Annotated in this window: 23 protein-coding genes; 14 read left to right on the forward strand and 9 right to left on the reverse strand. The window is 65.7% G+C overall.

The window, feature by feature from the left end; translation table 11 throughout:
- The first annotated feature begins 10 nt into the window (after positions 1-10).
- The 6 genes from C6P64_RS02985 to C6P64_RS03010 all read left to right on the forward strand — a co-directional run bounded on the left by C6P64_RS02985 (position 11) and on the right by C6P64_RS03010 (position 4895).
- Positions 11-580 carry a type II toxin-antitoxin system MqsA family antitoxin gene (locus C6P64_RS02985; RefSeq protein ID WP_105747165.1) on the forward strand — a complete coding sequence of 190 codons (570 nt, stop codon included), beginning with the start codon at positions 11-13 and terminating at the stop codon, positions 578-580.
- On the forward strand, positions 568-990 hold the full coding sequence (locus C6P64_RS02990) for a hypothetical protein (protein ID WP_146115851.1): 423 nt from the start codon (positions 568-570) through the stop codon (positions 988-990). The genes C6P64_RS02985 and C6P64_RS02990 overlap by 13 nt, the downstream gene beginning before the upstream one ends.
- Positions 991-1171: 181 nt before the next feature.
- Positions 1172-2005 carry a protein NO VEIN domain-containing protein gene (locus tag C6P64_RS02995; protein WP_245911610.1) on the forward strand — a complete coding sequence of 278 codons (834 nt, stop codon included), beginning with the start codon at positions 1172-1174 and terminating at the stop codon, positions 2003-2005.
- 28 nt (positions 2006-2033) lie between these two features.
- Entirely contained in the window at positions 2034-2993 is a 960-nt protein-coding gene (locus tag C6P64_RS03000; RefSeq protein WP_105747105.1) for an HNH endonuclease, read from the forward strand.
- A 102-nt stretch (positions 2994-3095) separates the two neighbouring features.
- Entirely contained in the window at positions 3096-3569 is a 474-nt protein-coding gene (locus C6P64_RS03005) for a hypothetical protein (RefSeq protein WP_105747106.1), read from the forward strand.
- Between the two features lie 141 nt (positions 3570-3710).
- Positions 3711-4895: an acetyl-CoA C-acyltransferase family protein gene (locus tag C6P64_RS03010; RefSeq protein ID WP_105747107.1), complete on the forward strand. Its 1185-nt coding sequence runs from the start codon at positions 3711-3713 to the stop codon at positions 4893-4895.
- Between the two features lie 47 nt (positions 4896-4942).
- Here the strand turns inward: C6P64_RS03010 and wrbA are convergent, their stop codons facing one another.
- Positions 4943-5545 carry an NAD(P)H:quinone oxidoreductase gene (gene wrbA / locus C6P64_RS03015; protein ID WP_105747108.1) on the reverse strand — a complete coding sequence of 201 codons (603 nt, stop codon included), beginning with the start codon at positions 5543-5545 and terminating at the stop codon, positions 4943-4945.
- A 209-nt stretch (positions 5546-5754) separates the two neighbouring features.
- Positions 5755-7320, reverse strand: coding sequence for a methyl-accepting chemotaxis protein (locus C6P64_RS03020; RefSeq protein WP_105747109.1), 1566 nt, complete (start codon positions 7318-7320; stop codon positions 5755-5757).
- Between the two features lie 467 nt (positions 7321-7787).
- Between C6P64_RS03020 and C6P64_RS03025 the strand changes: the two genes are divergently transcribed.
- Positions 7788-8726, forward strand: a complete 939-nt coding sequence (locus tag C6P64_RS03025) for a LysR family transcriptional regulator (RefSeq protein ID WP_105747110.1) — start codon at positions 7788-7790, stop codon at positions 8724-8726.
- Positions 8727-8736: 10 nt separating this feature from the next.
- On the opposite strand, the gene C6P64_RS03030 is transcribed toward C6P64_RS03025, so the two are convergent.
- The gene (locus C6P64_RS03030; RefSeq protein ID WP_105747111.1) at positions 8737-9168 is read right to left on the reverse strand and encodes an acyl-CoA thioesterase; all 432 of its coding nucleotides are present in this window, start codon (positions 9166-9168) and stop codon (positions 8737-8739) included.
- Between the two features lie 148 nt (positions 9169-9316).
- On the opposite strand from C6P64_RS03030, the gene C6P64_RS03035 reads away from it, so the two are divergent.
- Positions 9317-10351 carry a TRAP transporter substrate-binding protein gene (locus tag C6P64_RS03035; protein WP_105747112.1) on the forward strand — a complete coding sequence of 345 codons (1035 nt, stop codon included), beginning with the start codon at positions 9317-9319 and terminating at the stop codon, positions 10349-10351.
- 78 nt (positions 10352-10429) lie between these two features.
- Positions 10430-11176, forward strand: a complete 747-nt coding sequence (gene ydfG, locus C6P64_RS03040; RefSeq protein WP_105747113.1) for a bifunctional NADP-dependent 3-hydroxy acid dehydrogenase/3-hydroxypropionate dehydrogenase YdfG — start codon at positions 10430-10432, stop codon at positions 11174-11176.
- Positions 11177-11215: 39 nt separating this feature from the next.
- Here the strand turns inward: ydfG and C6P64_RS03045 are convergent, their stop codons facing one another.
- Positions 11216-11749 carry a superoxide dismutase family protein gene (locus C6P64_RS03045; RefSeq protein WP_245911611.1) on the reverse strand — a complete coding sequence of 178 codons (534 nt, stop codon included), beginning with the start codon at positions 11747-11749 and terminating at the stop codon, positions 11216-11218.
- 192 nt (positions 11750-11941) lie between these two features.
- Here C6P64_RS03045 and C6P64_RS03050 point away from each other — a divergent pair, with 192 nt between their 5' ends.
- Complete coding sequence (locus C6P64_RS03050) at positions 11942-13651, forward strand: ABC transporter ATP-binding protein/permease (RefSeq protein ID WP_105747115.1); 1710 nt, start codon at positions 11942-11944, stop codon at positions 13649-13651.
- Between the two features lie 281 nt (positions 13652-13932).
- Here the strand turns inward: C6P64_RS03050 and C6P64_RS03055 are convergent, their stop codons facing one another.
- The 3 genes from C6P64_RS03055 to C6P64_RS03065 form a co-directional block, all read right to left on the reverse strand.
- A complete protein-coding gene (locus C6P64_RS03055; RefSeq protein ID WP_105747116.1) occupies positions 13933-14376 on the reverse strand; it encodes a BLUF domain-containing protein in 444 nt (147 codons plus the stop codon).
- Positions 14377-14445: 69 nt separating this feature from the next.
- Complete coding sequence (gene phaP, locus C6P64_RS03060; RefSeq protein WP_105747117.1) at positions 14446-15000, reverse strand: TIGR01841 family phasin; 555 nt, start codon at positions 14998-15000, stop codon at positions 14446-14448.
- A 146-nt stretch (positions 15001-15146) separates the two neighbouring features.
- Positions 15147-16355, reverse strand: a complete 1209-nt coding sequence (locus C6P64_RS03065; protein WP_146115852.1) for a sensor domain-containing diguanylate cyclase — start codon at positions 16353-16355, stop codon at positions 15147-15149.
- 152 nt (positions 16356-16507) lie between these two features.
- Between C6P64_RS03065 and C6P64_RS03070 the strand changes: the two genes are divergently transcribed.
- From C6P64_RS03070 to C6P64_RS03085, 4 genes are all read left to right on the forward strand, one after another.
- Positions 16508-16933 (forward strand): hypothetical protein, encoded by a 426-nt coding sequence (locus C6P64_RS03070; protein WP_146115853.1) that lies wholly within the window; start codon positions 16508-16510, stop codon positions 16931-16933.
- A gap of 43 nt (positions 16934-16976) precedes the next feature.
- Positions 16977-17594 (forward strand): 3'-5' exonuclease, encoded by a 618-nt coding sequence (locus tag C6P64_RS03075; protein WP_105747120.1) that lies wholly within the window; start codon positions 16977-16979, stop codon positions 17592-17594.
- Positions 17595-17607: 13 nt separating this feature from the next.
- The gene (locus C6P64_RS03080) at positions 17608-18717 is read left to right on the forward strand and encodes a 3-deoxy-7-phosphoheptulonate synthase (protein WP_105747121.1); all 1110 of its coding nucleotides are present in this window, start codon (positions 17608-17610) and stop codon (positions 18715-18717) included.
- 73 nt (positions 18718-18790) lie between these two features.
- Positions 18791-19171: a rhodanese-like domain-containing protein gene (locus C6P64_RS03085; RefSeq protein WP_105747122.1), complete on the forward strand. Its 381-nt coding sequence runs from the start codon at positions 18791-18793 to the stop codon at positions 19169-19171.
- 65 nt (positions 19172-19236) lie between these two features.
- On the opposite strand, the gene C6P64_RS03090 is transcribed toward C6P64_RS03085, so the two are convergent.
- The gene (locus tag C6P64_RS03090) at positions 19237-20121 is read right to left on the reverse strand and encodes a SphA family protein (RefSeq protein ID WP_105747123.1); all 885 of its coding nucleotides are present in this window, start codon (positions 20119-20121) and stop codon (positions 19237-19239) included.
- Between the two features lie 41 nt (positions 20122-20162).
- Positions 20163-21713, reverse strand: coding sequence for an FAD-binding oxidoreductase (locus C6P64_RS03095; protein ID WP_105747124.1), 1551 nt, complete (start codon positions 21711-21713; stop codon positions 20163-20165).
- Between the last annotated feature and the right edge of the window lies 1 nt (position 21714).

Genomic DNA, 21714 nt, shown 5'->3' on the forward strand with positions numbered 1-21714 from the left:
GGATGATGGTATGAGCACTCAGGAACCCTGCCCGCTGTGCGGTGAGGGTCACGTCACCGAGCAGGTGCAACAAGCGGAGACCGAATACAAGGGCCACAAGGCCATGCTTCCGCTGCATTACAAGTTCTGTGACCACTGCCTGTCCGACTTTGCGAGCGTGGAAGAAAGCCGGCGCAACAAGCGGGTATTGCTGGCTTTCCGCAAGCAGGTCGATGGCTTGCTGACCGGCCAGGAAATCGCCGCTCTGCGCCAGCAGTATGGGCTGACGCAGACCCAGGCGGCTCGTCTCTTCGGTGGCGGACCGGTCGCGTTCAGCAAATACGAAAACGACGATGTCGCTCAATCCGCAGCCATGGACACGCTGTTGCGTCTGGTCAGGCGCAGCACCACGAGCTTCTGGGAACTGGTCGAGGAAAAAGGCATGAGCGCAGAATTCATGACCCGGAAACCGATGGTCTCCGCACATCCCAAGCCAGTACTCGTGCGCCTCGAAAAAACCGATGAAAACGCAGTGGCTGCGGTCTACAACCCTCGCGAGTTCCGGCAGTTTGCTCACGGAGAAGTTCAATGCAAGCCATGAGCCCAAGGCCCACGCTGGTGGCCTTCCGCGTGCTGGCATTCCGGGGTGAGAACCCCGGCGAAATCAACGACTCCGCCCTGATGCTGGAGATGCAACAGGATATCCAGCTTGGCCTGGCCATACCCAATGTACCGGGGGCTGGGCTTCAGGTCAACGTGAAGATTCGTCTGGACGCCTTGTCACGAACGGAACCAGAAAGTGCTCCGGTGGCCTCCTTCTCGGGGGAATACGAGGCCAAGTTCCACTACTTGCCGGGAGTTCAGGAAGCCACCGTGACCACCCTGCTGGAGCAGGACGACTACCAATACCTGTTGGTAGCCCAAGCCTACCCCCTAACCATGACCCATTTCCGTCGTGAACTGCAGGCCATGGGACTCGACACCCGAAACCTGCCACTGGGGCTGGCGTGAGCAAGGCTTGCATCATGCCAATCGGCGACGAGGTGGAGCCGCGCCGCGACTTCATCGAGAGCAATGCGCTGAGGGCGGGGAATATCGACGTCTAATCGTCAAAAAACAAATAAATCTGCGAAACTGATGCCCGTGAGCCTCAAGGCTCATGGGCGTTTTTCTTGATTGAGGGGAACGAGGGATGGACTGGTCACGCGAAGAAGTCGAGGCAATCGTGGCCGACTACCTGCACATGCTCGCTCTGGAATTGGCAGGTCAGTCCTACAACAAGACAGAACACAGACGAAGGCTACAGCTGCTGCTGAACCAGCGCAGCAATGGCTCGATCGAGTTCAAGCACGGCAACATCAGCGCAGTGATGATTAACCTGGGATACCCTTACATCCGGGGCTACCAGCCGCGTGGCAATTACCAGGCCTTGCTGGAAATCGTGGTCGAGGAGCAGCTTCGACTCAAGCCCATGCTAGACCAGGCAGCGCTGGCCGCCGTCCAGCAACCGGCCATTACCCCCGTTCAAACCGACTTTTCCAAGATACTGACCGACGCACCGATTAGACAACACCGCGTTGCCGAAACCGCTGGTACTCCCTACTTCAAGCCGGTCAAACGCGACTATCTGGAACGCGAAGCGCACAACCAGTCGCTGGGGCTGGCCGGTGAGCAGTTCGCACTGGGCTATGAGCACTGGCGCCTGGTACAGGCAGGGCAGCAACGGCTTGCCGACAGGGTGGAGCATGTCTCCAAAACCAAGGGAGACGGGCTGGGCTACGACATCCTGTCGTTCGATGCCAACGGCCGGGAACGATTCATCGAGGTCAAGACCACCTCGTTCGGCCGTGAAACGCCATTTTTCGTCACGAATGGCGAACTGAATCGCTCGAACGCTGCCAAGGAGCAGTTCCACCTCTACCGGCTGTTCGAGTTCCGGAAGGCCCCTCGGTTGTTCGACATGCAGGGCGCGATCGGGCAGCACTGCAGGCTTGATCCGGTCACCTATCGGGCCAGTTTCGGCTGACCTGAAGTCACCACGTTTACGTTGACAAATGAGCCTTAAGTCGTACCAGGACAAATTCCGCCGCCTGAACGTCAATGTCCGCGCTGGCCGCGCCAGCCCGCACAAAATCTGCATGCTGCTCGCGCTGCTGGACCTGGCCCGCTCGGGCGGACTGGCTGAAAACCGCATCCTGTTCGCGCCGCCGCTGCTGGAGCGCTACCAGCGCTTCTTCGCCGCGGTACGCACTCCCAGCGACCACCCCAATCCCTATTTCCCCTTCTTCCACCTAGCGGGCAAGCTGCGCGGGGGCGCAGCCGGCTTCTGGCAGCTACAGCCGCTGCCGGGGCGAGACACGGCATTGGCCGCGCTGTCCACCGCGCGCAGCCTGCGCGACATCACGGACAACATCGCCTGCGCCACGCTGGACCCGGAGCTGTTCGCCTTGCTGCAACAACCCGAATCGCTGGAGGCGCTGGCCGACACGCTCTCCACGCACTGGCTGGACCGCGGCCTGCAAGACCTGCGCGCGGTCGCGGCCAGGGCCGGCGAGGTCAGCCGCTATGAACATCAACTGCGACAGGGCGTGGCACTGACCGCCGCCGAGGCCCCGCCGCCCGCCTATGTGCGCGATCCGGCCTTCCGCCGCGTGGTGATCGAGCTTTACGACTACCGCTGCGCCGCCAGTGGCGAACGCTTCCTGCTGCCCACCGGCGAGGCCATGGTCGAGGCCGCGCATATCCATCCCTTCAGCGCAGCCGGCGACGACGACCCGCGCAACGGCCTGGCGCTGACGCCCGACATGCACTGGGCGATGGACCGGTATCTGATCGCGCCCGGGCCGGACCTGAAATGGCATGTCAGCCGCCTGCTCGACCGGCGCATCCCCGACTTCGCCCGCCTGACCCAGCTGCACGGCCAAGCCCTTTTCCTGCCGCGCGAGGCGCGCTTCACTCCCAAGCGCGAGTCGCTGGAATGGCGGCTGACCCAGCTGCGCCAGCACCGCGGCTGAATCACGGTGGCAATATGGGCGCAGCGATCAATTTTCGATTGACTTCTGGCACCAGCCGCCTCAAAACTACCCTCCGGCAAGTTCCAGAACAGGGAGAACATCATGCGTTTGTACACCGTCACCGGGCTGATCACGGTCCTGCTGGTTTCCGGCTGCGCCGTGACTCAACCCCCCAAGGCCGAGGAGGAGCATTCCGCCCACCAGCCAGAAGGCAATGCTCCCGCCGCCGCGGCCATCCAGGCCGCGCCGATGCCGACTCCCGCCACAGAAGCGTTCCATCGCCAGTTGCAGGCCATGGAGGCGATGCACCAGAAGATGCAGGCCGCCAGGACCCCGGCCAGGCGTGCGGCACTGCTGGACGAGCAAATGAAGCTGATGCAGTCGGGCATGGCCATGATGGCGCAGATGCGCAGTGCGGCTGCAGCCGGCGCCGAGGGCAGCCCTGCGATGGGCGACATGATGGGCATGCACCTGCAGATGGAGCGGCGCATGGCGATGACGGAACAGATGATCCAGCTGATGCTGGACCGCATGTCCGCACCCGCAAGCGCCAAGCGCCCGAAAAGCTCGAAATGACATGCCGACCCGGGGTCGGATCTGCCGATGCCGCCTGACCTCCCAAGCCCGCAGCTGTAAGACCCCGGCAATCCCCAAGGCATAGCATATAGCTCACTTCGCGCATCCAGACGCGGGGCATTTCTTCAAAAAGAGGCAGACATGAATCAGCGTGACGTGGTGGTACTCAGTGCGGTGCGGTCGGCGGTTGGCACTTTTGGCGGTTCCCTGTCGGAGATCGAGCCGGCCGAACTCGCCGGCAGCGTGATGAAGGCGGCGGTCGAGCGCTCGGGCGTCGATCCGCTGGCGATCAACTACGTGACAGTGGGCAACACGATTCCGACCGAAAGCCGCTTTGCCTATGTGGCGCGCGTCGCCTCGATCCAGGCCGGCCTGCCGATGGATTCGGTCGCGATGTCGGTCAACCGCCTGTGCTCGTCCGGCCTGCAAGGCATCGTGACGACGGCGCAGAACATCCTGCTCGGCGACTGCGACTACGGCATCGGCGGCGGCGTCGAGGTCATGAGCCGCGGTGGCTACCTGTCGGCCGCGATGCGCAACGGCGCGCGCATGGGCAACACCCAGCTGATCGACACCATGGTCGCCACCCTGACCGACCCGTTCGGCGTCGGCCACATGGGCATCACGGCCGAGAACCTGGTCGCCAAGTGGGGCATCACGCGCGAGGAGCAGGACGCGGTCGCGGTCGAGTCGCACCGCCGCGCCGCCACGGCCATCGCCGAGGGCCGCTTCCAGTCGCAGATCGTGCCTATCGTCAGGCAGACGCGCAAGGGCGAGGTCGTGTTCGACACCGACGAGCATGTGAAGCCCGCCACTACGCTGGAGTCGCTGGCCAAGATGAAGCCGGCGTTCAAGAAGGATGGCTCGGTCACCGCCGGCAATGCCTCGGGCATCAACGACGGCGCGGCCTTCTTCGTGCTGGCTGATGCGGCGGTCGCCGCCGCCCATGGCCACCAGCCGATCGCGCGCCTGGCCTCCTACGCGGTCGCCGGCGTGCCGAACGACGTCATGGGCGAGGGCCCTATCCCGGCCACCCGGCTCGCGCTCAAGAAGGCCGGCCTGACGCTGGACCAGATCGACGTGATCGAGAGCAACGAGGCCTTCGCGGCGCAGGCGATCGCGGTCTCGCGCGGCCTGGGCCTCGATCCGGCCAAGACCAACGTCAACGGCGGCGCGATCGCGCTCGGCCACCCGATCGGTGCCTCCGGCGCGGTGATCGCGACCAAGGCACTGTACGAGCTGCAGCGCACTGGCGGCCGCTACGCGCTGGTGACGATGTGCATCGGCGGCGGCCAGGGCATCGCGGCCATCTTCGAGCGGCTCTGAGCGACTGAGGCTTCAGGGGACGGCGTCCTGCCGCCCCCTGCCCCGGCCTACTGGCCGAACAGCTTGTTGGCGGTCTCGGCGATCAGCTTGCCCTGGTAGCGGGCGCCATCGAGCTCGATCACGCTCGGCTGGCGTTGGCCCTGGCCGCCGGCAATGGTCGTTGCTCCATAAGGGCTGCCGCCGACGATCTCGTCCAGTGTCATCTGGCCCTGGAAGCTGTAGGGCAGGCCGACGATGACCATGCCGAAGTGCATCAGGTTGGTGATGATCGAGAACAGCGTGACCTCCTGGCCGCCATGCTGGGTCGCGGTCGAGGTGAAGGCGCCGCCAACCTTGCCGTTCAGCGCGCCGCGCGCCCAGAGGCCACCGGCCTGGTCCAGGAAGGCCGCCAGCTGCGAGGGCATGCGGCCGAAGCGGGTCGGTGCGCCGACGATGATGGCGTCATAGCCTTCGAGTTCGGCGACGGTCGCGACCGGAGCCACCTGGTCGAGCTTGAAATGGGCCGACTTCGCGATCTCGGCCGGCACGGTTTCCGGCACCCGCTTGACATCCACCTGGGCACCGGCGGCACGGGCGCCTTCGGCCACGGCCTGGGCCATGGTCTCGATATGGCCATAGGTCGAGTAATAGAGCACGAGAACTTTGGACATGGGTTTCTCCTGAAGCGAGGACAGGGCAGCAAGGGCAGAACCGGATGGGCCGCATGCCGGATCGCAAACGGCCGCCTGCATCTTGGAGCAAGCGGCCGCTTCTGTCTATCGGCCGGGAACAGCCTTCCGGAGCTCGCTCAGCGTCGCAGACCCGGGTCCAGGGCGGCTACTCAAGCCCGCGGGCTCGCCATGACCAATGCCGGCCCCGCTCAGTCGAAGCGGAAGGTCCTGACCACGTCAGTCAGCCGGGAAGCCTGCTGCTGCAAGCTGGCGGATGCCGCCGCGCTCTGCTCCACGAGCGCCGCGTTCTGCTGCGTGCTCTGGTCGAGCTGCATGACCGCTGCGCTGACCTGGCCGATGCCGGTGGTCTGTTCGTGCGTGGAAGCACTGATCTCGCTGATCAATTCCGAGACATGGTGCACCTGACGGACGATGTCTTCCATGGTGGTGCCGGCATCGCTGACCAGCCGGGTGCCCGCCTCGATCTTGTCCACGCTGGCACCAATCAGGCCCTTGATCTCCTTGGCTGCCTCGGCGCTGCGCTGCGCCAGGCTGCGGACCTCGCCAGCGACCACGGCAAAGCCGCGGCCCTGCTCGCTGGCGCGTGCTGCCTCCACCGAGGCATTGAGCGCCAGGATGTTGGTCTGGAAGGCAATGCCGTCGATCACGCCGATGATGTCGCTGATCTTGCGCGAACTCTGGGCAATGTCGTCCATGGTGGTGACCACCTGGCTGACCACCTCTCCGCCCTTCTGGGCCGCCGCGCTGGCCTGGGTAGCCAGCAGGGTGGCTTGGCGGGCGGTGTCGGCATTGCCCTGCACCGTCGTGTTCATCTGCACCATGGAGGACGCTGTCTGCTGCAGTTGCGAGGCCTGCAGCTCGGTACGGCGCGACAGGTCGGCATTGCCGCTGGCGATCTCGGCCGATCCGGCGGCAATGGAGTCCGAGGCCTGGCGCACCTGGCCCACCACATGGGCCAGGCCGGTCTGCATGGCGCCCAGCGAGGCCAGCACGCTACCCGCCGGTGCGCGATCGGCACCCGAGACCGCGCCGAGGTCACCGGAGGCCACGCGTTGCGCCACCTCGCCCAGCTCGACGGGTTCGGCGCCCAGTTGACGCACGATGCTGCGCGGGATGGCCCAGGCCAGCGCCGTGCCGCTGAGCAAGGCCAGCACCAGGGCCGCCAGCATCACCGCCAGGAAGCTGCTCGCCTCGCCCATGGCAATCTTGTTCTGGGTCTGGATGCGCGACTCCTCGAAATCAATCAGCTTGTTGATGGCGGCCAGCCAGGCCACGTACTGGGGCTTGGCCTCGGTCCACAACTGCGCCTGCGCCCCCTGCAGGTCACCCGCCTCGAGCTTGGCCAGGATGGCCTGGGTGGAGGCGACCGCCTGCTGCTCGCTGGCCTGGATCGCACGGTAAAGCACCCGCAGCTCGGTGGCATCGGCCGAGGACTGCAGCAGTCTTTCCAGCGGGCCGACCGACTCGGCATAGAACTGTGCCAGCTGCTCGATGTCATGGCTCAGCTGCCGCCGCTCGGACGCCGAGCTGCTGAGCACCTCGTCACGTACCGCAATCGCCCGGTCATGGACCGAGCCACGGAAATTGATCGCGTAGCGCTGGATTGCCGCATGCTCGTCGTTGTTCGCCTTGAGCGATGCGTTGATCGCATTGACCTTGGAAATTGCCACCAGCGTGACCACCACCAGGATAGCCAGCACGGCACCAAAGCCGAGATAAAGGCGCTTGCCCACTGTCATCGCATTGAAGTTCATCGTGTCAACGTTTTCTTGGGGAGTGATCGGCAGGAGCTCGACCGGTCGCGACCTGCCGCGTCATGCATGAATGAGCCCACCGGGTCATGGCAAGCGCTGCGATGCCAGTCCAGACCCGTAGGATGAACTTTAATGTTTCTTTTTTAACATATGAAATATTCTTAATTGATATTTCATATCTGCAAAATAGAAAAATTTTGATCAATCAGCGGCGACCGCCGCAACTGGCTGTCGCTGGCCGGGCACACCACGCTGCCGCAGGGCGCCGTCGACGACTGACCGCTGCAGATGGCTTCGGCCAGTTCGGTCTTGACCTGCTTGCGGGCCTGCCGAGGTGGCCGACGCAGGCTTTACATTGCTAGCATCAACTGTGAAATTTCCATTCAGATAGATAAATAACAATCTCGTCACATGGATGTTTCCAACGAAGAAACAATCCAGGACTTGAATGCCGAACCGGAGACAAGATGGACCGCTTGCTGTCGATGCGCGTGTTCGAGCGCGTGGTGGATGAGGGCAGCTTCGCCGCTGCTGCCCGGGCCATGGACATGTCGGCCCCGGTGGTGACCCGGCTGGTCGCGGACCTGGAGGAGCACCTGGGCACGCGCCTGCTGCAGCGCACGACCCGGCGCCTGTCGCTGACCGAAGCCGGACAGGCCTACCTGAGCCGGGTACGCAACATCCTGCAGGACATCGACGAGGCCCATGCCGTGACCAGCTCGCACACCACCGAGCTGGCCGGACTGCTGCGCCTGCATGCCCCGCCGGTGCTGGCCAGCTATGTGATTGCCCCGCTGCTGGCAGAGTTCCGCCGCCGCTACCCGAAGATCCTGATCGAAATCGAGGTCGAGTCGCTCAAGGAAGCGCCGATCGAGGATTTCGACATCACCCTGCTGGGAGCCGACGAGCACTTCGATGCCGACATCGTGGCGCGCAAGGTGATGGAGTCCGAAGCCATCCTGGTGGCGTCACCGGACTATCTGCGGCGGCGCGGCATGCCCGAACGGCCACAGGACCTGATCGGGCATGAATGCCTGCGGCTCAAGCAGCCCAATGTCCGGACCCGGGTCTGGCGCATGTGGCAGCCGCAGCAACCGGAGCAGGTGGCCGAGGTCGCGATCGAACCCGTGCTGCAGGCCAACCACACCGATACGCTGCTGCGCGCGGCGCTCGATGGTGCCGGCATCACCTCGGTGTCGATGGATCTGGTGGCCCCCTACCTGAGCCGGGGCGAACTGGTGCGGCTGCTGTCGCCCTGGGTCACCGGCCGGCTGGCGATGTACGCAGCCCTGCCGAGCCGCAAGTTCATTCCGCAGCGGACCCGGGTCTTCCTCGACTATCTGGTCGAGGAAACCCGCCGGCAAGCCAGCCAGGCGCTCGAGGCCTGCAGCAGCTGCGGCCACTGAAGCGAGCTGTTCAGCCAGCGCAGGCCAGCGCTTGCCGGAACGCCTCGGGCATGGGGCCGGGCTTGCGGCTGGCCAGGTCGACGCAGACCAGTCCGATCTTGCCCAGGGCCACCTCGCGACCGGACTGCGACTCGCTGACCCGGAACAGCAGGTCGAAGCCCTTGGGATTGAGGTCGGCCGGCGTCATCTCGATGCGCAGCACCTCGCCGGGCTGGCCCTCGGAGCGGTACTGCACCGCCTGGTCGGCGACGAAGAAGGCATGGCCCGCGACATCCATCACGCTGTAGCCCAGCCAGCCGAAGAAGCGGGTGCGGGCCTCTGACACCAGGCCGAGCAGCTGGACATTGTCGAGATGGCCGCCCTCGTTGATCTGGCCGGGCTGGATCGGCATGTCGGTGGCGAAGGGGTAGTGCGCGGCGGGCTGGAACTGGAGGCGTGGCATGGTCGGACGGTCAAGAAGTAACGAAGATCGGATCGCTACGGTATCACTTCGGGCCGGATCGACTCGACGGCAGGCGCAAGGATTACAGTAGAGCGGCTGGGATGGTCAATGGCCGTCCCTCAAACCTCATTTCACCGGAGACCCTTGCATGAAACTGATCACTACACTGATTGCTGCCCTGCCCCTCGCGCTCGGCGCTACCGCCCTGCAGGCCCAGACGGTCACGCTCAAGGTCTCGCATTACCTGGGATCGAACCACAACTTCCACAGCAAGGTGCTCGAGCCCTGGTGCGCCGAGCTCGACAAGGACTCGGGCGGCAAGCTCAAGTGCCAGATTTACCCGGCGCTGCAGCTCGGCGGCACCGTGGCCCAGCTGCCCGACCAGGTCAAGAACGGCGTGGCCGACATCGCCTGGGTCTCGCCGAGCTTCTCGACCGGCCGCTTCCCGCGCTCCGAGGCGCTCGAGCTGCCGTTCACCATGCCGCGCAGCAGCCTGGGCGGCTCGCTCGCGATGTGGGACTACACCCAGAAGTACGCCATGGACGACTTCAAGGACTTCAAGGTGCTGTCGATCTGGAGCGGCTCCAGCGTGGTCATCAGCACCGCGAGCAAGCCGGTCATCGTGCCCGAGGACCTCAAGGGACTGAAGCTGCGCAGCCCCTCGCGCTATCCCTCGATGTTCCTGCAGGCGCTCGGCGGCGTGCCGGTCAACATGCCGCCGGCACAGATCACCGAGGGCATCTCCAAGGGCATCATCGACGGCGCCATGGCACCCTGGGAAGTGCTGCCAGCGGTCAAGGTCGACGAGGTGACCAAGTACCACATCGAGGGTCCGGCCAAGCAGCCCGGCTTCACCCAGACCCCGTTCGCGCTGCTGATGAACAAGAAGAAGTACGACAGCCTGTCGCCCGAGCTCAAGGCCGTGCTGGACAAGCGCAGCGGCATGCCGCTGCTCGAGCGCACCGCCAAGGTCTGGGATGACGGCAACGAGGCCGCGCGCAAGGCCATGCTGGCGCACGGCAACAAGGTGCTGGTGATTAAGGAAGCCGACTACAAGGCGATGCAGAAGACTGCGGCTTCGGTCGAAGCCGACTGGATCAAGCAGGCAAATGCCAAGGGCCTGGACGGCGCCAAGCTGGCAGCCGAAGCGCATGCGATCGGCAACAAGTACCTGAACAAGTGAGCCCGGGCGGGCGGCAGGCCGCCCGCATCGCGACCGCTATCGCGCTACAGTGTCTGCTCCAACGCACAGGAGCTAGACATGATCGTTTTCGTCACCGGCGCGTCCGCCGGTTTCGGTGCCGCCATCGCGCGCCGCTTCGTCCAGGCCGGACATCGCGTGGTCGCGACCGCGCGCCGGCTCGACCGCCTGCAGGCGCTGGCTGACGAGCTCGGCGAGGCATTGCTGCCGCTCGAGCTCGACGTGCGCGACCGCGCCGCGGTCGAAGCCGTCCCGGGCGCGCTGCCGCCCGGCTTCGCCGAGATCGACCTGCTGGTCAACAATGCCGGCCTCGCGCTCGGGATGGAACCGGCACACCAGGCCAGCCTGGACGACTGGCAGGCCATGATAGACACCAACTGCACCGGCCTGGTCCAGGCCACGCGCGCCCTGCTGCCTGGCATGGTGGAGCGCCGCCGCGGCCATGTGATCAACATCGGCTCGACCGCGGGCAACTGGCCCTATGCCGGCGGCAATGTCTACGGCGCGAGCAAGGCCTTCGTGCGCCAGTTCAGCCTGAACCTGCGCACCGACCTGCACGGCACCGGCGTGCGCGTCAGCAACATCGAACCCGGCCTGTGCGGCGGCACCGAGTTCTCGAATGTGCGCTTCCATGGTGACGACGCGCGCGCGGCCAGCGTCTACGCGAATGTGCAGCCGCTCAGCGCCGAGGACATCGCCGAGTCGGTGCACTGGATCGCGACCCTGCCGGCGCATGTCAACGTCAACGAGATCGAGCTGATGCCGGTGGCACAGTCCTTCGGCGGGCTGGTGGTGCAGCGGGGCTGAGCCGCGCGCCCCGGCCACTACCCTGCTCAGCCCGGGCCATCACTGCGCCTGGATGACCCCGCAGGCGATGCGCCGGCCCGAATTGCCGGCGGGCTGCGACTGGTAGTCGTCCGGATCGGCATGCACGACCACGCTGCGCCCGATCAGGCCATGCGCGCCGCGCTCCACCTTGAGGCCAGTGACCTCGGCCCGGTAATAGGCCTGTCCGCTGGCATCGGCGACCAGATTCGGCAGGTCGCCGGCATGGCGCTGGCCCGGCTGCATCCGGTGGTGGTGGCCATGCGGCATGCCGGCCGGATTCAAGTGGCCACCCGCCCCGCTGGCGTCGGGGGCCGAGCAGTCGCCGCCCTCGTGCACATGGAAGCCATGCTCGCCGGGAGTCAGGCCGGTCACATGGGCCTCGACCAGCAGCTTGCCGCCAACCGGCGTGAAGCTGACCTTGCCGCTGACCTGGCTGCCCGAACGCGGTTCGAGCTTGGCCTTGGCCACCGGCTCGTTGCCCGGCAGGTGGGTCGGCAGATAGGAACAAGCGCTCAGCGTGGTCAGGGCGATAGCCCCGGAAAAGAAAGCCAACTTCTCATATTTCACAGCTTTATCCCCCTTGCTTCTAGAAAGACAACCTAGATATTCCATCAGATTCAGCTAATGTCTGCCATGACAATAGCAGCAAAGGGGATGAGCGGATAGGCAAAGATTTTGTGCCGTGGCGCTTTTTTGCGGGCATGATCGGAACCCGTCCCGTCCAGCGGGACCGACCTGCCGCACATGAAACCCGTCAACCGCCTACTCTGGCAGCGCTTTCTCGACATCGCAGCGCCCTACTGGCGCTCGGAAGAGCGCTGGCCGGCCCTGGGCCGGCTGATCCTGCTGCTGCTGCTGCTGCTGGGCCAGACCGCCTTTGCCGTGCTGCTCAATGAGCAGACCGGCGAATTCACTTCGGCACTGGCGGCACGCGACAGCCACCGCTTCTGGCAGGCGATCCTGCTCTGCCTGGGCCTGCTGGTCGGCGCGGTGCCGACCTATGCCTGCTACTACTGGGTGCGCGACAACCTGGGCAACCACTGGCGGCGCTGGCTGACCCAGCGCTTCCTGCTGCGCTACTTCGGCGACCGCCACTATTACTCGCTCAACGGGCTGGCGGCGCTCGACAACCCCGACCAGCGCATCGCCGAGGACATCAACACCTTCACCCAGCGCTCGCTGTTTTTCCTGTTGATCCTGATCGGCGCGACCATGCAGCTGACCGCCTTCAGCCGGGTGCTGTGGGGCATCTCGCACACCCTGGTCTATTTCCTGGTGGTCTATGCGATCGCCGGCACGCTGATCACGCTGCGTGTCTACGGCAAGCCCTTGACCGGACTGAACTTCCGCCAGCTCAAGCGCGAGGCGGACCTGCGCTACAGCCTGGTGCGGGTGCGCGAGAAGGCCGAATCGATCGCGCTCTACCGCGGCGAACCGCAGGAGCTGCAGCAGATCCGGCGCCGTTTCGGCCTGGCCTACGACAACTACCGGCAGCTGATCCGGGGCCAGTTCTTCCTGAACCTGTTCCAGTATGGCTACAGCATGCTGACCATCGTGCTGCCGAGCATGCTGATCGCCGAGCGCGTGCTGTCGGGCGAGCTCGAGGTCGGCATGGCGGTGCGCGCCGCCGGTGCCTTCACCGCGGTGCTGAGCGCGGTGTCGGTGGTGATCGACAACTTCGAGAGCCTGAGCCGCTTCGCTGCCGGCATCGAGCGCCTCGATGCCTTCTCGCACCAGCTCGACAGCCCGGCCGGTAGCGGCGACAGGCAGGCATCCGGCCGCATCGAGTCGATCGAGGGGGCGCGCCAGCTCGAGCTCGACGGCGTCACCTTGCAGACCCCAGGCGCCGAACGGGTGCTGGTGCAGGATCTGTCACTGGCAGTGGAACCGGGCCAGGGCCTGCTGGTCGTCGGCGCCAGCGGCTGCGGCAAGAGCTCGCTGCTGCGCGCCATCGTCGGCCTCTGGGACAGCGGCAGCGGCAAGATCCTGCGCCCGCATCCGGACGAGATCCTGTTCCTGCCCCAGCAGCCCTACATGCTGCTGGGCAGCCTGCGCAGCCAGCTGCTCTATCCCAGGCAGGAGCGCCAGATCGGCGACCAGGAACTGCTGCTGCTGCTCGAGCGCGTCAACCTGCCCGACCTGGCCGAGCGTTCGGGCGGCCTGGACGCCGAGCTCGACTGGGAAAAGACCCTGTCGATGGGCGAGCAGCAGCGGCTGGCATTTGCCCGTCTGCTGCTGACGCAGCCGCGCTACGCGATCCTGGACGAGGCGACCAGCGCGCTCGACCTGGCCAATGAACGCCGGCTTTATGAACAGCTGCTGGACAGCCAGACCACGCTGATCAGCGTTGGCCATCGCTCGACCCTGCTGGCCTATCATCAGCAGGTGCTCGAGCTCAGGGGCGACGGAGACTGGTGCGTTTGCCTGGCTCGGGACTACCAATTCCAGCATTGATACTCAAATCTTTTCTCTTATTAACTCTTTTTAGATTAATAAAAGAAATAGTCGTAGTAGTAGAGCCTCGCCAGTTTCCGTGGACAAGGCTTTTTTGCGCCATCGAATCAAATGACTGGACAGTGGACAAGCTTGTGGACAAGGTTCGCGGTGGCGCGGGAGTCGATGCGAGCAAGCCTGCCGTCGTGACCAAGTCTGTGGATAAGCTGCTGATGCCTTCAATCTTGTACACAGCCTTGTCAAGAAGCCGCACGCAGCCCTCGGCGCTGGAGGGCCGACCGTCAGGGTACAACGGCGACTGGCCTGGTCAACGCGGCTTGCTGCAGTTCCAGGCAGTCTTCCAGCAGGGCTTCCATGTCGCCCGGCTGTACGGCAGAGAAGCCGGTCATCTGGTACTGCTGGAAATAGGCGTTGCTCGAGAACATCAGCGGCCAGTTGGCACAACGGCGCTGCATCAGCGGAAAGCGCGCCAGCAGTTCGACGTCGTAATGCCTGGGGTCCTGCTTCAGGTTGTGCCACAAGGCATCGAGTGCCGCCGCTGGGCCCTCGAGGTATTCCATGAAGCTGTGATCGAGGTAGATCAGCTGGCCGGTGATCCCTTCAGCCTGGTTGGCAAGCCGCGCCCGCTCGACGAGCAGGAACATGTGCAGCGGTCCGATGCGATTCACGATCCGGGACCGGTACAGCAGGCCTTCAATGGCTGGTAGCAAGGGCTGGAGTTCCATGGACGCTCCCGTGAAAAAGCCCCGCAACCCGGTCAAGGGTGCGCGGGGCTGGCTGAGCGAGCAGGACGATCAGGCGGCCTTCTTGGCCTTGACGTCGGTCACGGTAGCCGTGTTCAGCGCGCTGTGGGTCATAGTGTCGATGCTGGCGGCAGCCTGCTCGGAAGCCTGCTTGACAGCCTTCTGGACCGATTCGAACGCGGTGCCGGCAGTGGCGACGGCGCTCTGCAGCGCGGCGACGGCCTGCTCGGTGCCCTTGGGAGCGTTCTTGACCGCGCTGTCGACGAAGGCGGTGAACTGCTTCTGGGCTTCGGCTGCGCGGGCTTCGGTGACCTTGGCGAATTCACCGCCGAAACCGGAGGCGATCTCGTACAGTTCGCGGCCGTAGGCGCTGGCCTTCTCGGCAGCAGCCTTGAGGTCGCTGTTCTGCAGTGCAATGATGCCTTGCACGTCCTTGATGCCGAACAGGGCTTCGGTCTGGGCGGCGCTGTCGGCCATGGTCGACTTCAGTGCCTTGAGGTTCAGATCGGTCAGGCGCTCGACGCCGGTGACAGCCTGGTTGGCCAGCGCGTAGAAGGCAGCGGCTTGGTCTTTCTGGGTCGAGACGATTTGTTCAACGGTCAGCATGGCAATCCTCCTGGATATGGATTAAATCTGCTGCGACGCCTGCCCCGGAAGACTCCCAAGACTTATATTGCACCGCAACATGGAGTCCATTCTAGGAGTGGGATCGGACTCGTGCAAGACTTTTTGTTGCGGTGCAACAAAAAAATTCAGGCGGCCTCTGGAAGCTCGTGCAAGGGGTCTGGCAGGCGGTCGGGCAAGGCGACGCAATTGCGTCCAGCGTCCTTGGCGCGGCTGGCAGCCAGCCCGGCACTGGCACTCAGTTCATCCTCGTCCATGCCATGCAGGGGGTAGAGCGCGACGCCAATGCGGCTCGTCAGCGCGAAGCGCTGGCCGCGCAACAGCATCGGTTCGCTCAGCTTGCGGCGGATCTTGTCCGCCACCTCGAGCGCCTCGCGCGTGCAGCCGACCGCGGGCAGCAGCACCATGAAATGGTCGCCCTCGCCGCGACCGACCGTGTCCGAGCGGCGCACGCAGGAGGCAATCCGGCTTGCCACTTCCTGCAGCAGCAGGTCGCCGATGGCATGGCCCCAGCGCGCATTGACGGGCCCGAAATGGTCGAGCTCGATCTGCAGCCAGGCGCTGCGCCCGCCATGACGCTCGGCCTGCAGCAAGGCCTGCTGTAGCCGGTCCAGGCACAGCAGACGACCCGGCAGCCCGGTCAGCGCATCGAAATGTGCCCGAGGATATGCGCCCGAGCGCAGGTCGGCTCCGAGCTCGCGCGCGACGCCGAGCAGGCCGACCCGGCGTCCGCCGGGGTCGAACAGGGGCGCGACCCGGGCTGCATGCCAGCGCCAGTCGCCCTCGGCGTGGCGAATCCGGTACTCGACTTCGCCCTGCCGGCGGCGGCTCGCCAGCGCCCGCTCGATGATGGCCTGGCAGGCCGGCAGGTCGTCGGCATGCACCAGCCAGGCATGGCTCTGGCCAAGCAGGCGCTCCGGGTCCACGCCGAGCGCCTCGCGCCAGTTGGCCGAGAGCTGCTGGATGCAGCCGTCGAGGTCGAGCGCGAACACCAGTTCGCTGGCGCATTCGAGCTGGCGCTGCAGCCTCTGCTGGCTGGCGAACAGGGCCTGCTCGAGCCGGTCGCGCTCGCCCGTGGCAGCCTGCGTGGCGCAGCCCGCCTGCTCGACGCTTGCCTGCCAGCGTGCCTCGGCCGCCTGCCCGTCCTGCTGCAGCGCGGCCAGGCTGAGCCGGCTGCGACGCAAGGCCTGGTCGGAGCGCCGCTTGCCCAGCCAGAGCCAGACCAGTCCGGCGGCCAGCATCAGTCCGGTCGCCGGCGCAGCGGCGGGCGGCACGGCCCAGCCGGCCCAGGCCGGCTGCGGCAAGGCGATCAGGGCGATGGGCCCGGCGGTCAGCAATGGGGCGGCGAATCGAGAGGCCGCGGTTCCTCTAGCACACATATCATTTGATGGTAGGGATTCATGCGGCATTGCAGCATAGTAATTACCATTAGGATGATCTACCATGGGTCATCCTGTCTCAACACCGGACTCCGGGCCGATCCGCCGCCATGCCTTGCGAAATCATCTGGGAACACAAAGGGGTGCTCAAGCGCCTGTCGGGCCATGTGTCGGCTGACGAGTTCGTGCGCTCGGTCGAGGCGATACAGGCCGACCCGCGCTTCGACGACATCCGCTACGTGATCAATGATTTCAGCCATGTCAGCAGCCACGAGCTCGACGCCGACCTGCTGCAGGAGCTCGCCGCGATCCAGTACGGCGCGCAGGCCAGCAATCCGCAGGTGCGGGCGGTCTATGCCGGACTGAAGAACGATCCGGAGCTGGCCCAGCTGTTGCAGTCGATCCTGATCGGCTCGAAGCGCTCGGTCTATCGGGTGGCGCTGTTCGACACCTTGCCGCAGGCCCGCGACTGGCTGCAGGGCGAGATGCGGTCGGCCTGGCGCAGCGGACTCGGTACCCGCGCCAGCACGGGTTGAGTCCACGGCCCGGCCCGCGCGCAGGGCTTAGACTAGCGCCACCATGAGCGCGATTGCCATCATCGACTTTGAAACCAGCGGGCTGATGCCCGAAGCCGGCGGCCGTGCGACCGAGGTCGCGATCGTGCTGGTCGAACAGGATCGGGTGGTCGACCGCTTTGCCAGCCTGATGAATGCCGGGGTCTGGATTCCGCCCTTCATCACCGAGCTGACCGGCATCAGCAACGAGATGGTGCGTGCCGCGCCAGCCGCGGCGCAAGTGATGGCGCAGGCGGCGCAGTTCGTCGGCGACCGGCCGCTGGTCGCGCACAACGCCTCCTTCGACCGCAAGTTCTGGCAGGCCGAGCTGGCGCGGCTCGGCCTGGCCGCAAGCCAACCCTTTGCCTGCACCGTGCTGCTGTCGCGCCGGCTCTATCCGGACGCGCCGAACCACAAGCTCGGCACCCTGGCCGATTTCCACGCCCTGCCGCGCCATGGCCAGGCACACCGGGCGCTGTCCGATGCCGAGGTCACGGCCGAGCTGCTGCTGCGCATCCAGCGCGACCTGCGCCAGCGCCACGGCGTCGCTGCGCCCGGACATGATTTCTTGCAGGCCTTGCAGCAATGCTCCAAGGCCACCCTGCCGCGCTTCTGGCAACGCCAGGCCGGCGCCACCGCCTGATTTTCCGCTTGCCATGCATACCCCCAGCCAGACCCATACCCAGGACAAGACCCGCACCGACGACCTGCGCATCCGCGCCGTGCGCCCGCTGCTGACCCCCGCGCTGCTGCAGGAATGGCTGCCGACGCCCGAGCCGGCGCAGGCCCTGGTCGAAGCCAGCCGGGCCGAGATCGCGCGCGTGCTGCACGGCCAGGACGACCGGCTGCTGGTCGTGGTCGGCCCCTGCTCGATCCATGACCACGAGCAGGCGCTCGACTACGCGCGCCGGCTCAAGGAACAGGCCGATGCGCTGCGCGACGAGCTGCTGATCGTGATGCGGGTCTATTTCGAGAAGCCGCGCACCACGGTGGGCTGGAAGGGCTACATCAACGACCCGCACCTGGACGGCAGCTTCGCGATCAACGAGGGGCTGGAACGTGCGCGCGCGCTGCTGCTCGACGTGCTGGAAATCGGCCTGCCGGTCGGCACCGAGTTCCTCGATCTGCTGTCGCCGCAGTTCATCAGCGACCTGGTCAGCTGGGGCGCGATCGGCGCACGCACCACCGAAAGCCAGAGCCATCGCCAGCTCGCCAGCGGCCTGAGCTGCCCGATCGGCTTCAAGAACGGCACCGACGGCGGGGTCAAGGTGGCGGCCGACGCCATCGTCGCGGCGCAGTCCGAACACGCCTTCATGGGCATGACCAAGATGGGGCTGGCGGCGATCTTCGAGACCCGCGGCAACCAGGACTGCCACCTGATCCTGCGCGGCGGCAAGCAGCCCAACTACTCGGCCGCCGATGTCGAGGCCGCCTGCGCCGTGCTGCGCGCGTCCGGCCTGCGCGAGCAGGTGATGGTCGATTGCTCGCATGCCAACAGCAGCAAGCAGCACCGGCGCCAGCTCGAGGTCGGCGCCGATGTCGCGGGCCAGATCGCGGGCGGCGAGCGCCGCATCACCGGCCTCATGGTCGAGAGCCACCTGCGCGAGGGCCGGCAGGACATCGTGCCGGGCCAGCCGCTGCAGCCCGGCGTGTCGGTGACCGACGCCTGCATCAGCTTCGAGCAGACGCTGCCGCTGCTGCAGCAACTCGCGCAGGCAGTGCGCGAGCGGCGCGCGCAGCAGCCGGCCGAGGGCGACGTGGACTGAGCTTGCCCCGGGCCGGTCGCTGGGCGACAATGGCAGGATACCCCCCACCGTTCATCAGACAGGAGTCTCCCGCATGAAAACCGCCATGGACCTGGTCGCCGCCGCCAAGGCGCAGGTTGCCGAAATCTCCGTCGCGCAAGCCGAGGCCGCGATCCGCGATGCCGATGTGCTGCTCGATGTGCGCGAGGCCGATGAGTTCGCGGCCGGCCATATTCCCGGCGCGGTCCATGCCTCGCGTGGCCTGCTGGAGTTCAAGCTCAGCGGCTCGCCGCAGCTGGCCAGCCGCGACCTGAGCTTCGTGATCTATTGCAAGACCAGCGGTCGCGCCGCGCTGGCCGCCGCCGCGATGCGGGAGATGGGCTACCTGAAGGTGCAGTCGATCGCTGGCGGCTTCGACGCCTGGGCCGCCGCCGGCAAGCCGGTGCACAAGCCCGAACTGCCGGCCTTCGAATGAAATGAAAAGGGCGGAGCCGGCCTGCGCCAGCTACGCCCCTTCAATGGCAAGGCTGGTTGCCGGCGTCAGAACGGCTTGACCAGGCTCAGGCGGAACAGATTGCCCTTGGGCTCGGGGCCGCTGCCGCCGTGCACGCTGAATTCCTTGTAGGCGGCGCCCTTGAGGAACAGGCCCGCCGAGGCCACCGGGTAGACCAGCTCGAGGCCGGCGGCATGGCGCTCGGCCTTGCCGGCGACGGCAGCGGTGCCCTTGTCATGGCTCAGCTGCCACTGGCTGTAGCCGACCACGCCCAGCGAGTAGGCGCCGTAGTTCTTGCCGACGCCCCATTCCAGCGACAGCTGCTCGCCCGGGCGCACGCCGTTGTCCTTCTTGCCGTTGTACTCGTAGCGGAACAGCGCCGAGCCGGAAATGGTCTTCGAGGGGTCGAAGTAGTAGGTCAGGCCGCCGGTCAGCATGGTGGACTTGTAGCCCTTGCCCGGCGAAGTCGGGTCGCCCAGGGTGTTGGACGCGGTGTCCAGCCACATGCCGGCCGCCGCGACGGCATCCCATTGCGGGCCATGCCAGCCCAGCACCAGCGGGCCGACGTAGACATCGCCCACGCCGCTGTCGCTGGCGTCGAGCGGGCCGACCTTCACCGAGGTGCGCAGCACCGGGATGATGGTCTCGAAACCGTAGTCGGCGCCGAACAGCTTGGTATCGGTGATCTTGACGATGCGGTTGGCCAGCGCGGTGACCTGGCCGGAACCGCCGATGCCGTCCTTGGAATCGGGGGCCTGGAAACCGTTGATGTCGTAGTTGACCAGATAGCCCAGGTAGTAGTTGCCGGCCGGCGGCACGCTCGAGCCCTGCAGGCCCTCGACGCCGGTGACGTAATGGCCTTCGGCCTGCGCAGCTCCGCCTGCCAGCGTGGCCACCAGGGCCAGCGCGGCACTCATCGTGTTGAATTTCATAAGTCTCCTCTGCCCCCCGCAGGGGGGACTCTCAAACCGGATTAGATGTTGATGCCGCTCTTGCCCGGGGACAGGATGCCGTTCGGATCCAGCGCGCGCTTGATCTTGCGCTCGACCGAACGCTTGACCGGGCCGTAGCTCTGGGCGACGCGCTCCTGGAAGGCGGTGTTGACGCGGTAGACGGCATAGCCTTCCTTCTCGAACTCGTCGAGCAGCTCGTTGAAGCAGGCGTTGGCGCGCTGGGTTTCCTCCTCGCTGCTGCGGTCGTACAGCACGTCGATCACGTGGTGCATGTCGCGCCAGCCGACGATGAACTCGCCGACATAGTCCAGGCCATGCTTGTTCAGGATCTTCTTGGCCAGCGCGAACTGCTTGTCGCACTCGCTGCCGCGCGCCTGGCTGACCGGGGCGAACCACATCGAGCCACCGCCCCCACGCCAGTTGTAGAGACCGAATTCCTGCAGGTTCGGCACGCCCGACATCAGCTGGGCGCGGTACTTGAACGGCTGGGTGTCGCCGGCCTCTTCCTGGGTGACGATGCGGCCCTTGCCGGCGCGCTTGATGGTCTCGGTGACGATCTTCCAGTTGACCTCGACCTGCTCGGGCGAGCCGTAGAGCGCGCAGTACACGTTCCAGGCGCCCAGGTGCTTGTCCTTGCGGATCTGCGCCAGCACGGAATCCGGCGTCGCGCCCGGCTCGGTGATGTAGTCGGAGCGGCGCACGCCACAGGTGGCGGCTTCCCACAGCGTGCCGGCGATCACCACCGCGTTCGGGATGATGTTGGCGATGCGCAGCGGGCGCAGCATCTCGACGATCTCGTTGATGTCGGCCTCGTTGTCGAACTTGATCTCGAACGGCTTGAACACCGGCGGCTTGGGCATCAGCCAGAAACCCATCTTGGTGCAGATGCCGTAGTTGGACTGGGTGAACATGCCGTCCAGGGTCGGGCCGTAACCCCACTTGAACACCTGCCAGGCCTTGTCGCCCTTGACGCCGCCCATGCCGGTACGCAGCACGTCGCCGTTGGCCAGCACCACTTCCATGCCGCACTGCATCAGGAAATGCTCGCCGTACGGGGTGTAGCCGACGCCGCGGTCCATCGTGTTGCCGACCGGGCCGGCAATCGCCGACGGCGCCGAGAACGACAGCATCAGCGGCAGCTTGTTCTCCTCGATGTAGTCGTAGAGCTGCTGGTAGGTCACGCCCGGCTCGACCAGAGCGGTGCACAGCTCGGGGTCGATGTGGATGATCTTGTTCATCTTCTTCAGATCGAGCACGATCTGGCCGCGCTCGACCGGCGCTGCCGAGCCGTAGCCGAAGTTGCGGCCGGTGGAGATGGTCCAGACCGGGATCTTGTACTCGTTGCAGATCTTGACGACGGCCTGCACCTGCTCGACGCTGGTCGCGGTGACGACGGCCGACGGCTGGTGCCGCGCATCGGGCACCGACATCATGACCTTGGTGTAGGGGCGCAGGTGTTCGGCCGAGGTCATCACCTGGTCGGCACCGAGGGCCGCCTGGAACTTCTTGATCGCGGCGTCGAAACGGTTTTCGCTAACGCCCTTGGGCAGGGCCTGGTATTTGCTTGTCATG

The sequence above is a fragment of the Malikia granosa genome (assembly GCF_002980595.1).
Classification (GTDB): Bacteria; Pseudomonadota; Gammaproteobacteria; order Burkholderiales; family Burkholderiaceae_C; genus Malikia; species Malikia granosa.

Excerpts from the sequence above, each read along its gene's own strand:
- C6P64_RS03010 (WP_105747107.1), top strand. The coding sequence starts at position 3,711 with ATGAATCAGCGTGACGTGGTGGTACTCAGTGCGGTGCGGTCGGCGGTT.
- C6P64_RS03025 (WP_105747110.1), top strand. The coding sequence starts at position 7,788 with ATGGACCGCTTGCTGTCGATGCGCGTGTTCGAGCGCGTGGTGGATGAG.
- C6P64_RS03035 (WP_105747112.1), top strand. The coding sequence starts at position 9,317 with ATGAAACTGATCACTACACTGATTGCTGCCCTGCCCCTCGCGCTCGGC.
- C6P64_RS03085 (WP_105747122.1), top strand. The coding sequence starts at position 18,791 with ATGAAAACCGCCATGGACCTGGTCGCCGCCGCCAAGGCGCAGGTTGCC.
- C6P64_RS03030 (WP_105747111.1), bottom strand. The coding sequence starts at position 9,168 with ATGCCACGCCTCCAGTTCCAGCCCGCCGCGCACTACCCCTTCGCCACC.
- C6P64_RS03095 (WP_105747124.1), bottom strand. The coding sequence starts at position 21,713 with ATGACAAGCAAATACCAGGCCCTGCCCAAGGGCGTTAGCGAAAACCGT.
- phaP (WP_105747117.1), bottom strand. The coding sequence starts at position 15,000 with ATGCTGACCGTTGAACAAATCGTCTCGACCCAGAAAGACCAAGCCGCT.
- wrbA (WP_105747108.1), bottom strand. The coding sequence starts at position 5,545 with ATGTCCAAAGTTCTCGTGCTCTATTACTCGACCTATGGCCATATCGAG.
- C6P64_RS03075 (WP_105747120.1), top strand. The coding sequence starts at position 16,977 with ATGAGCGCGATTGCCATCATCGACTTTGAAACCAGCGGGCTGATGCCC.
- ydfG (WP_105747113.1), top strand. The coding sequence starts at position 10,430 with ATGATCGTTTTCGTCACCGGCGCGTCCGCCGGTTTCGGTGCCGCCATC.
- C6P64_RS03000 (WP_105747105.1), top strand. The coding sequence starts at position 2,034 with ATGAGCCTTAAGTCGTACCAGGACAAATTCCGCCGCCTGAACGTCAAT.
- C6P64_RS03050 (WP_105747115.1), top strand. The coding sequence starts at position 11,942 with ATGAAACCCGTCAACCGCCTACTCTGGCAGCGCTTTCTCGACATCGCA.
- C6P64_RS03070 (WP_146115853.1), top strand. The coding sequence starts at position 16,508 with ATGCCTTGCGAAATCATCTGGGAACACAAAGGGGTGCTCAAGCGCCTG.
- C6P64_RS02995 (WP_245911610.1), top strand. The coding sequence starts at position 1,172 with ATGGACTGGTCACGCGAAGAAGTCGAGGCAATCGTGGCCGACTACCTG.
- C6P64_RS03020 (WP_105747109.1), bottom strand. The coding sequence starts at position 7,320 with ATGAACTTCAATGCGATGACAGTGGGCAAGCGCCTTTATCTCGGCTTT.
- C6P64_RS02985 (WP_105747165.1), top strand. The coding sequence starts at position 11 with ATGAGCACTCAGGAACCCTGCCCGCTGTGCGGTGAGGGTCACGTCACC.
- C6P64_RS03090 (WP_105747123.1), bottom strand. The coding sequence starts at position 20,121 with ATGAAATTCAACACGATGAGTGCCGCGCTGGCCCTGGTGGCCACGCTG.
- C6P64_RS03005 (WP_105747106.1), top strand. The coding sequence starts at position 3,096 with ATGCGTTTGTACACCGTCACCGGGCTGATCACGGTCCTGCTGGTTTCC.
- C6P64_RS03080 (WP_105747121.1), top strand. The coding sequence starts at position 17,608 with ATGCATACCCCCAGCCAGACCCATACCCAGGACAAGACCCGCACCGAC.
- C6P64_RS02990 (WP_146115851.1), top strand. The coding sequence starts at position 568 with ATGCAAGCCATGAGCCCAAGGCCCACGCTGGTGGCCTTCCGCGTGCTG.
- C6P64_RS03055 (WP_105747116.1), bottom strand. The coding sequence starts at position 14,376 with ATGGAACTCCAGCCCTTGCTACCAGCCATTGAAGGCCTGCTGTACCGG.